The organism is uncultured Limimaricola sp., from assembly GCF_964022235.1.
Lineage (GTDB): Bacteria > Pseudomonadota > Alphaproteobacteria > Rhodobacterales > Rhodobacteraceae > Limimaricola.
Genome location: NZ_CAXHZL010000003.1, coordinates 422,756 through 433,989, shown reverse-complemented (window position 1 = coordinate 433,989; position 11,234 = coordinate 422,756). Strand labels below are relative to the sequence as shown.

General features: G+C 61.5%; 8 protein-coding genes and 3 pseudogenes. 5 read left to right on the top strand and 6 right to left on the bottom strand.

Going from position 1 to position 11,234, the window contains the following annotated elements:
* Window positions 1–276 (top strand): hypothetical protein (locus tag AADJ02_RS06730; protein ID WP_341212218.1); only part of this gene is annotated, 276 nt, incomplete at its 5' end.
* 184 nt (window positions 277–460) lie between these two features.
* On the opposite strand, the pseudogene AADJ02_RS06725 reads toward AADJ02_RS06730, so the two are convergent.
* Window positions 461–733: pseudogene (locus AADJ02_RS06725) on the bottom strand (transposase); the annotation flags it as partial.
* 264 nt (window positions 734–997) lie between these two features.
* On the opposite strand from AADJ02_RS06725, the gene AADJ02_RS06720 reads away from it, so the two are divergent.
* The 3 genes from AADJ02_RS06720 (at window position 998) to AADJ02_RS06710 (ending at window position 3,009) form a co-directional block, all read left to right on the top strand.
* Complete coding sequence (locus AADJ02_RS06720; protein WP_341212217.1) at window positions 998–1,999, top strand: flagellin; 1,002 nt, start codon at window positions 998–1,000, stop codon at window positions 1,997–1,999.
* Window positions 2,000–2,168: 169 nt separating this feature from the next.
* Window positions 2,169–2,573, top strand: coding sequence for a flagellar biosynthesis regulator FlaF (locus tag AADJ02_RS06715; protein WP_341212216.1), 405 nt, complete (start codon window positions 2,169–2,171; stop codon window positions 2,571–2,573).
* A gap of 1 nt (window position 2,574) precedes the next feature.
* Window positions 2,575–3,009, top strand: a complete 435-nt coding sequence (locus AADJ02_RS06710) for a flagellar biosynthesis repressor FlbT (protein ID WP_341212215.1) — start codon at window positions 2,575–2,577, stop codon at window positions 3,007–3,009.
* A 495-nt stretch (window positions 3,010–3,504) separates the two neighbouring features.
* Here the strand turns inward: AADJ02_RS06710 and AADJ02_RS06705 are convergent.
* From AADJ02_RS06705 to AADJ02_RS06690, 4 genes and pseudogenes are all read right to left on the bottom strand, one after another.
* Window positions 3,505–4,371, bottom strand: a pseudogene (locus AADJ02_RS06705) (IS5 family transposase); the annotation flags it as partial.
* A 463-nt stretch (window positions 4,372–4,834) separates the two neighbouring features.
* On the bottom strand, window positions 4,835–5,893 hold the full coding sequence (locus AADJ02_RS06700) for an alkaline phosphatase family protein (RefSeq protein WP_341212214.1): 1,059 nt from the start codon (window positions 5,891–5,893) through the stop codon (window positions 4,835–4,837).
* A gap of 14 nt (window positions 5,894–5,907) precedes the next feature.
* Window positions 5,908–6,717 carry a hypothetical protein gene (locus AADJ02_RS06695; protein ID WP_341212213.1) on the bottom strand — a complete coding sequence of 270 codons (810 nt, stop codon included), beginning with the start codon at window positions 6,715–6,717 and terminating at the stop codon, window positions 5,908–5,910.
* 63 nt (window positions 6,718–6,780) lie between these two features.
* A complete protein-coding gene (locus AADJ02_RS06690) occupies window positions 6,781–7,401 on the bottom strand; it encodes a VPLPA-CTERM sorting domain-containing protein (RefSeq protein WP_341212212.1) in 621 nt (206 codons plus the stop codon).
* Between the two features lie 302 nt (window positions 7,402–7,703).
* Here AADJ02_RS06690 and AADJ02_RS06685 point away from each other — a divergent pair.
* A pseudogene (locus AADJ02_RS06685) lies at window positions 7,704–8,709 on the top strand (IS5 family transposase).
* 30 nt (window positions 8,710–8,739) lie between these two features.
* On the opposite strand, the gene AADJ02_RS06680 reads toward AADJ02_RS06685, so the two are convergent.
* Complete coding sequence (locus tag AADJ02_RS06680; protein ID WP_341212211.1) at window positions 8,740–11,055, bottom strand: PAS domain S-box protein; 2,316 nt, start codon at window positions 11,053–11,055, stop codon at window positions 8,740–8,742.
* Window positions 11,056–11,234 lie beyond the last annotated feature (179 nt).

The window sequence follows — 11,234 nt, the reverse complement described above, 5'->3', positions numbered from 1 at the left end:
GATCCGCTATGTGAACCGTTAGGCGGGGAGTTCCGCAACAACGCCTCGGCTATGACCAATAAGACCATTTCCCTGTGCGACGGCCTCACGATTTCGCGCAGCATCGCCGAGGTCGGTGCCATTCTGTCGCTGCTGCGTCGTCGGGCCAACATGCTACGCGTGCGCCATGCGCTCGACGCGGCCGTGCACCGGCGACACCTGCCACCGGCAGGTCTTCGGCTCACTGGCTCGGGTGCAGACGGCGCTGGCGCAGGTCGATATTTAAGCGCTGCGTGACGGGGGCGATATCGACATCCCCTCGCTGGCACGCGTCCTGCAGGGGCTGCGTGACACGGTACAACGCCTGCGCGTTAATGGCTTAGAAGACGGGAAAGACCTCATGGCAGCGGTCCAGCGTTCGGGGCAAGTCCACTTAGCCGAAAGCTCCAGTTTCAAAAGGTCGCGTTTCTAGGGGGCAGAGCACCAGCCAGTCGAGCCCCGCCATCTGGATCGGACTCTCGACCGGTCCGGCGGTCTGCCGAAGCGGAAGGCCGGAGAGCACCTTTAGCGTCAGGCATACTTGGATCGCGGCATCGGAGTAGGTCTTCTCCTGATGACTTCGCTTGCCGCTCTTGGGCACCCGCCAGACGATCTCGGGATCGAACGAGATCGACAGCGAGCCGCGCTTGCGCAGCGCTGCATTGTCGTCGGACCAGTTCGTCGTGCGATTGCGGGTCCGGGAAGGCTTTGGCATGCCACTGAGCTAACTGTCAGAATTCGCCTAGTGAATTCCCTTCATCGAGATGTGCAACAACGTTGCCAGCCCTGCTCACGGTTCGAATGACACACCTGACGCAAGGTCATATGTGGCGCGAGTAACACGCTACACAACTCCTCCATAGATTGATCTGCGAGGTGCCACAATCGCGCCTCAATCCATTGGCTTATCCATGCCTGCTGCGGCAATCGCCGATTTCGTCAGAAAGACGACCAAACAGTAAGAAGCTGGAGAACGACAATGTCTTCGATCATCACCAACAACTCCGCAATGTCCGCGCTTTCGACCCTGCGGAACATCAACTCCAACCTGAACAGCACTCAGGACCGCATTTCGTCGGGCCTTAAGGTATCCTCGGGCAAAGACAACGCTGCCTACTTCGCCATCTCCGAGACGATGAAGGGCGACAGCGGCATGACCAAGGCGGTCAACGAAAGCCTGACCCTGACCAAGAACTCGGTCGCGACCGCACGTCTCGGCGCCGAGCAGTTCTCGAATCTGGCGACCGAATTTCGCGACAAGATCGCCTTCGCCCAAGAGAACAAGGGCGGTCTCGACAAGATCGAAGCCGACCTGAAGCGTCTCGTGGCTGATATGGGGGCGATCGTTTCCCAGTCGACCTTCAATGGCGACGATCTCGTGAACGCGAGTGCCACCAAGCTCACGACCAACGATGGCACCACCGACGTCTACATGGTCGTGAATGCCACCGGAACAATGACATACGCTCCCAACGCTGACGGAACTGGCACCGCCATCGCAGAGGGCACCACAGCTACACAGTTCAACGCGGAAGGAAAGACTTCAACCCGGAGTGTCGTGTCTGGTATTTCTCGCGCCGGCGGCCTCAACACCACGACAATCAATGTCGAGACAGTCGACCTCTTCACCATGAAGAAAGAGTTCGAAGCAATTTCTAACGGTTTCGCTACCAAAGCCAAAGACGCTACGAATGGTGAAGCCTTCCTGAAAGGCGTTCTCTCAATTGCAGATGCGGCCAAAGGCAGGGCGGTTTCTGCGGCAACCACTCTTGGCCAGTCCGAGAAGTCGATCGAGCGCCAGCAGGAGTTCCTGACCAAGCTCTCCGACAACCTCGACTCGGGCGTCGGCGCGATGGTCGACGCCAACATGGAAGAAGAGGCGGCGCGTCTGCAGTCCCTGCAGGTCCAGCAGCAGCTGGCGTCGCAGTCGCTGTCGATCGCCAACCAGGCACCGCAGAACATCCTGAGCCTGTTCCGCTAAAGCCTGACGCGGCTCGCCCCTAGAGGCGGGCCGCCCCCTTGCCGGGCCGAGGTTCGGTCCCCTGACAGTTTTCGACCGGCTGACGCGCCTGTGCGATCCTCGGGTTGCCGCAGCACCGGCCTTCACCGCCCCCGCCAGAAGCGCGGGGCCCTGAGCGAGAGCAGAACGCATGAGCATCGCCGCCTACAAGACCACCATCCGCGAAAGCGAAACCCCCCGCCAGATCGAGCGCCGCGTGCTGAGCCGCGTCACCGGACAGCTGGCCGCCCGCGCCGAAGCCTATGACCGCGCCGAGAGCATGCGCGACCGTGGCACGCTTCTGGCCGAAGGGCTGCGCGACGATCTCGCGACCAATCAGAAATTCTGGAACGAGCTGAAGTTCGATCTGTCGCAGCCCAAGAACGCGCTGCCGACCGATCTGCGCGCCGGGCTCATCTCTCTCGCCATGTGGGTCGATCGACAGACCAGCAGCGTGATGGGCGGCAGCGCCGGTGTCGGCGCGCTCGTCGACATCAACCGCTCGATCGTCGCCGGTCTCGCAGGGCAGGGATTCACCGTGGCGGAGGTGGCCTAACATGGCACTCAAGCTTGTCCTCAAACCCAACGAGCGCGTCGTCATCAACGGCTGCATGATGCGTAACTCGGCGCGCCGCCTCGTATTGAGCGTCGAGAGCTACGCCGATGTGGTGCGCGGCCATGACCTCCTAGACGAGGACGCGCCGGTGACGCCTGTGTCGCGAGTCTACTACCTCGTACAGAACGCACTGATCCATTCCAAGCTGCGCGAGGATCTCGTGCCGATCATCCAGCGGGAAATGGCGAACCTTGCCAACACCTTTGAGCATCCGAGCCTCGGCCACATATTCGAAGCAGCGAACTTCGTCAGCATCGGTGACTACTACAAGGCGATGCGCGCCCTGCGCCATGTCCTTGAGCATGAGGCGAAACTGTTCGACCATATCTCGTCGAGAGCGCACACATCTGCGGGCGCTTCGTTTGCCGCCGAGTGATCTCGCTGTTGGGGCAGAGCAACAGGTTGGTTGCGGATATGGTCGCAGATCCGAACTTTATCATTTCTTTGCTTAGCTTCATGTGGGCTAGGCCGGTAGCATCCCACCGGCACATAGCGCGAACTGGGACTTCCTGTGTAGTTGGAGGGACAACACCGGAATGCTGTCCAGCGGTGCGCTCTCGACCATATTTTGGACTGAGCAATGGTCGGTCGCGAGCAATGCCTTCTACATGGAGCGCGGCCTTCTCGCGTGCATGGACGAGAGGCATTGTTCGGAAACGAGCGCGACCGCATGCGGAGCACGGTGAGCCCGAACGGCTAGCGAGCACCTATTCCTATGCGATCAGAATGAAGACTAGCGTGCTGCCCAGGCTATTGCCTGCCAGTATCGGCAGCGGGTAGCCAGGGGTCGCGCATCTCGGACAGGCCACCGGGGCTCTGTTGCACGGACCGCCTGAAGGCTGAGCGTTCCCTTACCCCGAGCGGCTCGGACGACCGGTTCTGTGACGGGAATGCCGAGGGCGGTGAAGCGGTTCAAGATCGCGATGCGGAGCTGAAGCTCGGCGGTCTGGCGATCGACGTCTCGCGCCATCGGTTTCTGACCGAGCAGCTTCATACCGTTCATCTTGGTCTCGGCGCGGCTTTGACGGTGATAACCGGTCCAGTGCCGCCAAATAGCCCTGCCGAGATGCTTGATGGCGCGCACGGCCTCGTTCCCGTCTGCCGCTCCGGGGCCGTCCTTCCTCCACAGCTTGGCGTTGTGCCCGGGCGGTATGAGCGCGTCCGCGCCCCGGTGCGCGACGGCGTCGCGGCAGCCGCGCGTGTCGTAGGCGCCGTCACCCGTGACCGAGGCGATCGCTTCGCCCTCGGGGATCTGGGCGAGTAGTTCAGGCAACACCGGCGCATCGCCCACGCAGCTGCCGGTGAGCTCGAGAGCAGGCACCTTTACGGTCGCCTCGTCCATGGTCAGATGGACCTTGCGCCAAACCCGCCTGCGCGAACCACCGTGCTTGCGCGCAGGCCATTCGCCCGCGCCGCGGACTTTGAGGCCCGTGCTGTCGATGAGCAGATGCAGCGGACCGGTGCTGCTACGGCAGGGCAATGGCACAGCCAGCGTCTTCTGCCGCCGACAGAGCGTTGAGACGTCCGGGACCGGTCAATCGAGTTCTGCGAGCTTCAGCAGGCTTGCCACGAAGCCAGACGTCTGGCGAAGCGGCAGGCCGAACAGGACCTTGATCGTCAGACAGGCTTGCACCGCGGCGTCGCTGTAGACCGGCTGGCCTCCACGCTTGCCCGATGGCATCGCGTGCCAAGGCGTCGACGGGTCGAACCGGACGGTCAGTGATCCACGCTCACGCAACGCCGCGTTGTCGGCGGACCAGTCTAGCGTGCGGTAGCGGGTGAGTGCGGGTTGGACATGCCACCCAGCTGCGCCGTAGGCCTCGTAATGTGAATCCCGGGCAGAAAGCGCGCAACAAGGCCCGTGCGTTGCACTGTCTCAACTTATTGCCCACGAGAATGTCAGTGGCTAAGCCGGGGGGCTTTCTAAAACTTGCTCAACGCATCTCATGGCAAGTATGGGGCGTGACCGTCTGTAACCGTACTTATCATGTCGCTGGTCGGCCTGATGTCCGAATGGCTTACGGGCTGCATCAATCGCCTTTTTGCGACGCCGCCAAGTCAGGTGTGAAGTATAGGCGATTTGCAAGGGCGACCCGATTGCATGCTGTTTCGGGCTTCTGCAAACAGGCCGCTTTATATGTCAGCCGGTAGTCGCTTCTCAGGGGCGGCTACAGTATCAACGCCGATCTGCAAGACAGGTTCTAGAACGCGTGGCGGAGCGCTTTCGCCTGCAGGAGGGACATGCGATCTCGGTGCCGCTGCACCTCTAGCTCATGAGACCGCAAGGGACGGGACTGTCGATCTGGCGTATCAATGATCTGCGCCCCGATCTCCTCCAAGCCAGGCAGCCTGGCTTCGATCTCGGCCTCCGAGACGCGACCAAGGCCGAGGCTTTCGTGGATCACGGCTGCTGGGTCGCCAAGGCCGAGGAGCGGGCGCGCTGCCGATGTACCGGAGATCCAGCACGTGCCGGTCCTCGCGCCGGCTACGAAAACCGATGCCCCGGCGCCTTGGCTCAAAAGGTTGGCCAAGCAGGCATCGATCATTTGCACCGCTCCATCTGTCAGAGGCAGCGGCGTGCTCGTCTCGGAGCTTTGGTAAGCATGCCCTGTGTTGGTTCGCGAGTAGGGTGAGTGAAATCTCAAACAGAGGAGCCGTGGCTGCCGCTGTGTCCAAGCCCGAAGCGCAAGGGTCTGCAGCGAAGCGATTTCCGCCAGCCATCTCCGCATCTCTACTTGCGGCGCGCGCGTGGTATCTTGGGGCAACATGGCCCTAACTGCATCCTCGGCGATCATGTCGGGCGCCAGAAAATGCGCAGCTACATCGGGTCCAGTTTCTGGGGGGAAGACGCTGCCCGGTGGTAGGCCCTCGACCGGCGAGCGCCGCGCATAGTCGGAGAATGCGATATCGGCGACAACGCTTCCGCCGGGTGGTGCCGAGAACCGCGTCGCAGGGAAGTTCAGGACCGCCACCTCATGCCCGCTCGATGCCGCCCTGTCCCAGATCGGCGGAGCGGCCCACGCGTCCCGACACGGGTAATCTAATCCCATCCCGTCGGGGCGCGGGACGGCAACCGACATCAGTCCGTGCACTAGCGGAGGCTGACCCGAGGCGAAGGTCGCGTCGCGCATGATGCCGGTTCCGTCCGCCCGCACCGCCTGCGCTCCCTCAAGAAGCAAGCGAGCCAACGTCGGCGCGCGGCCGTCGTGTGCGGCGGCACGTGCCAAAATCCAGTCCAGACCGTCGATCCAGATCAACATGAAACGCTCGGTACTCATTCGAGGCGTGTCCTACCAAAGGTGACAGGATGGCCGACAATTTCGGCTGAAAACATCCGGTGCAGACGGTGCATAGCTGTGAAGGCGTCAGGCGTGACTCCTCCCAACGACTTGGCGCCATGGCGTTTAGCGTTCTCGAACATCAGCTCCGCGCTCGCAACGGCATGGCCGAGCCAATTTCGCTCGTCGACCACCAGCCAGGGTTCAAGCAGGCCATAGTCGCCGTGCATCAGGATTGCAGCGGACGCGATGACACGGCCGTCCTCGGTGAAGATCGCCGAGGCCGAAGCCTCCACCCGACCGTCTTTTGCCGCGTCGACCGCAACGAGGTGGCCGCGCAGAGGCGCTCCGAAACGTGCCGCGCAAAGCGCGTCGACCTGCTGTAGCTGAGGCGCCCTATAGGGCAGGGTGGCCAGCCTGTCTCGATGGGGCACGACGCGCCCGAGCCTGCGGCGTAGGCCCGCGCAGGCCACGAGCGCCTTGTCTACATCCACCCGTGTCCGGACCAGCTTCGTCTCCGGCTTGAACCCTGCGGCAAGCAGGGCCTCCGCGACCTCATAGTCCTCCAATTCGCGGGCCATCTTGACGCGCGGAATGACCAATCGCTCGCTCTCGGTCACAACACGCGCCATCAATGCACCGATCACCCCGGCCGGGTCCGCACCGGGTACTAGATAAAAGTCAGTGAGGTAGACGTCGTCGAGACTCGTTGCTTTGCCCAGATAGGCTGCCCCCAATAGTCGATCCCCCTCAAGCGCCAAGTAGAGTGCAGGGCGATGCCGGGTAAAGAGGAGGGTGGCGAACAAGCGTGGCAGAAGCGCACTATGCGTGCAGGAGGCGTCGACGACCCTCATCTATGCCCCCCAAGTTTATCGTGCAACTTGGACGCGGCGTCGACGCGCGAAACCCAAGGCACCTAGCCCGCAAGCTAGCAGAAGGGCCGAGGCTGGCAGCGGCACGGGAGCGGGCACCGAGAGACCGTCACCTGCCCTGAGGGAGGCGCCGCTATCCTCGTAGGCAATATCAAACAGCGTTGCTGTAACGTCATTCGCATCCGAGTTCCGGCTGAAACGTGCCCAACCAAACAATTTGTCGGAGCCGCTGGCGAACTGGAGGCCTACGAAACTGCTCTTCGGTGCAACCTCAGCCTGAAAAGGGTGAGAATACGCCTTGTTGGTTGCAACAACCTGTGTCCCGTTAAATACAACCGTATCATCTATTACATCGCCTAGAGCCAAAAAGCTGCTCAAGAGGTTAGTGCTTTCCCCCTCAATGTCGATGGAATCGAGGGGGGAAGTAAAATCTAAAAAAGATGCGTCCCGGAACGTAAAATCGTTTGACGAATTCCCATCGATATCCAAGTTGTACGAAGCTTTACTTCCAAGCTTAATGGAAACATCGGGGATATCATCATATATGACGGCAGCTCCTGCGCCACCTGCGAGGATAGTTGCGGGGAGGGCTAGCAGTAGGCTGTTAAAGGCATGCATGGACGATACTCGGTAAGGATTTAAGATCGTCAAGGATTGGCCTTCATTTCGTCACAAAGTCAACTATCATCCGAATTATCCACACAATTTCGAGGCTGTGAGTGCTGGCATGGCCCCGATGCGGAGACAATCTGCGAGGCACGGACCACATTATTGCGGGAATGAGGGCTGAAGATTGGTACCTGCCGACATTGATGATCGGCGTTATTGCAGAACTCTCCACCTGGCGGTTCAAACAGGCTCTGTTAAGCAACCGGACTGACAGGTTTCATCTCCGGAATCCAGCGTGCTAGCTGGGGCGAATGAGCAGCAGACCCAAGCCGCCGAGCTACGAGACCAGGAATTGGTCTGATTATAGCGCGGCGCTGAAGAAGCGTGGCTCCCTCACGATCTGGTTCGATCCCGACATGGTCTGGACGCCGCCGCCGAGCGACAAAAGGGGCCGCCAACAGAGCTACAGCGATGCCGCCATTCAGGTCTGCCTGACGATGAAATCACTGTTCGGCCTAGCGCTCCGCCAGACATCCGGCTTCGTTGAGAGCCTTTTGCAGCTGATCAGTCTGGACCAGGGGGTGCCGGACTTCAACACGCTGTGCCGACGCCAGAAGGCGTTGGCCATGGACATCCCCTCTCGCGGCTCACCGGGCCCGCTGCATCTGCTGGTCGACAATGAGGAATTGTCCGCCATCGTTCCGAGGACGATGCCGAATGGGATCAAGGCCGAGGGGAAGGCGAATGGCACGTGCGTAAGTACGGCGGTCCAAATCGATGTTTGTGCCGCAAGATCCACCTCGGGATCGACGAGGACACGCTGAAGGTTGGGGCTGTCGAGATCACGGGGAGTCAGACCGGTAATGCCCCCAATGCTTCCGGAACTGCTGGACCAGATCCCCGGCAACTACGACATCCGCCCGGTCACGGCAGACGGCGCCTACGATACGCGCAAGCGCCATGATGCCGTCGCTGATCGGGGGGCGCATGCGGTCCTCCTGCCGCGCAAGAACGCGAAGCCTTGGAAGCCCGGCACCGCTGGGGCGCTTGCCATTGCTCTTGAACCGATGGCGGACAAGGCTCGCCCCGCGACGAAGCCCTCGGAGCGGCAAAGTATCTGGGCCGATCCCCATGGTGCCATTGGAGTGGGTATCACCGCCGAAGCCACGCGAGACGAAGATGCACCGTGTGAAGCTGCTGGGCCAAAGCCTCACGGCCCGGGACTTTGATCGTCAGGTCGCCGAACTCCAGATCCGCATCGCCGTACTCAACGGCTTCACGGCGTCCGGCATACCCGTCACAGAGGCCGTAGGATAAGTCCGTCCGGGGAAAGGGGCACCTCGGCCATTACCCGTTTTGCGCAACCGAGCCTCTAATGGCTTCCGCGAGCTGGCGCTCGGAGAATGGCTTGCCGAGACGCCCAGTCATAAAATGCTCGCTCCCTGCGGGCAGTTCGCCATAGCCCGTACACAAAAGGATCGGCAAGTCCGGTCGCCGATGGCGAAGGATTTCCGCGAGCTGCGCCCCGGTCATGCCCGGCATGGCCTGATCAGTCAGTACGAGGTCGATGTCGGGGTGCGCCTCGAAGATGGCGAGCGCCTCTTCGCCGCGCCCGGCTTCCAAGACTTCGTGCCCCAGATCCTCCAGCATTCCAACCGTACCCATCATCACGAGAAAGTCGTCGTCTACCGCGAGGATTTTCAAGGGGCGGTCCAATGTGGTGGTCGAGGTTTCCTTTGTGGGGAGTTCCACCGGCTTGTCCTGACGGCTCGGCGTTGCCACCGGCAGGAGGATCTCTGCTGTCACGCCAAAGCCGGGCGTGCTTTCCAGACGGAACGCCCCTCCGGACTGACGGGCGAGGCCATGAACCATGCTCAAGCCAAGCCCCGTTCCCTTTCCGACACCTTTCGTCGTGAAAAAGGGTTCCGTGGCCCGGGCAAGCGTCGTCGCATCCATGCCCGGCCCGTCATCTGCCACGGCCAATTGGACATACCGGCCCGGGGCGAGGTCCGGGTCTCCGGGGTGTTCGAGCATCGCGCATGATATGGTCAAGGTTCCCTGACCATCCATCGCATCGCGCGCGTTCACGGCAAGGTTGAGAACGGCCATCTCGAGTTGGTTCGCGTCCACCAGCGCAGCAGGCACGTTCTCTTCGAAATGGCGCCTGATCTCGATGCCCGGCCCGAGCGAGCTGCGCAGCAGCTGATCCATTTCACCGATCAGAGTACAGGCGTCGATGCAGGTCGGGGCGAGATCCTGGCGTCTGGCGAAGGCAAGCATGTGCTGCACCAGTTTCGCGCCTCGATCCGCACCCGATTGAGCGTTGCCGAGAAGCGCGACCGCTTTCGCGTTGTCGGCGTCGATATGCTGGCGCAGCATGCTCAGGCTGCTCTGGATAGCCGCCAGAAGATTGTTGAAGTCATGCGCAACGCCCCCGGTCAGCTGGCCTAGGGTTTCAAGCTTGCGAGACTGGGTCAGGGCCTCTTCGGCCAGACGCAATTGTTCCTCCTGCCGCCGCCGCTCGTCGAGGTTTCGCCCTGTCGCGAAAATGACGTCGCCCCGGACCACGGCGCTCCAGCCGAACCAGCGAAGCGCACCGCTCCTGTCGCGCATGCGCATCTCGACATGGTCGGCCGAGCCGGTGGTGGCGAGCTGTTGGAGCAGCTCCTCAATGACGGTTCTATCGTCTTCAAAGGCCAGTGCCTCGAACCTCGTGCCCGGAAGGTCTTCGGGGTCGAAGCCAAGCTGGCCGTTCCAAGCATCGCTCAGCTCGATGAAGCGGCCATCGAGCGCCACAATCGCATGCAGATCGCGCGAGGCCGACCACAGGTTGCTGCGCTCGGCGCGGCGCATCTCGAGTTCGGCGGCCTGCTGTTTTTCTTCGGTCACGTCGCGCGCCGTGGAATAGACCTTGCCGCCGTGGGGCACCGCCACCCATGAAAGCCATCGATAGCTGCCGTCGGCATGCCGGTAACGGTTCTCAAAGCGCAGGATGGGCTGGTCCTGCCTAACTTTCTCGAAGGCGGCGATCGTACTGTCTCGATCGTCTGGATGGACCAGATCGATGAACGGGATCTGTGTCAGTTCGATCATGTCGTATCCAAGGGTCGACAACATCGCCGGGTTGGCCTGTTCGAAATGACCGTCACGGTTCGCGACCACCTGAATGTCAGGCGAAACGTCCCATGTGCGGGCGCGGGCACCGAATTCCGCGCGGATCTGGATCTCCAGTTCTTCCGTGCGCCTTTTGAGCCTCGCCTCGCTTTCTTCTCTTTCGGTGACATCGAGAAACAGCAGGCCGAACCGGTCAGCGGCGACCGGGAAGGCTCGGATATCGTATGTCCGACCAAGCTGCGACACCGGTCCCACGAAATTGCGCGACTGCTGATCGAGCGCGACGCGGGCGAAGTCATCGATCCAGTGCTGCTCGACGTTCGGGATCACTTCGCTGACGTTCTTGCCGACGATGCCGACCGCACTCAGCCCCGTCAGGTTCGACCAAGCCTCGTTGACATGAAGGTAGCGCCAGTTGATCTGGCCATTCGCCTCCCGAAAAACCTCTGCGATGACCAATCCTTCATGAAGCCGGTCGAAGACCCCCGGCCAATCGATCTGCGAGGGGGCTCCCAAGCCGAGCCCGTCTAAGAAGTCAGTGTTCGTCATGAGTCCAGCTCTGGTTCTACCGCTTGGAATACGGGATGTCGGGCTTTTCGATGGCCCCTTGGCTCTAGCGAGACACCGATCCGAGTGCGCGCACATCAGCACTGCCTTCTAGCTTTCCGAAGAACGCAGTTCAATCTCCCGAACAGGAAGGGCCGCGGGGGAAGGGGACTTCGGACTGA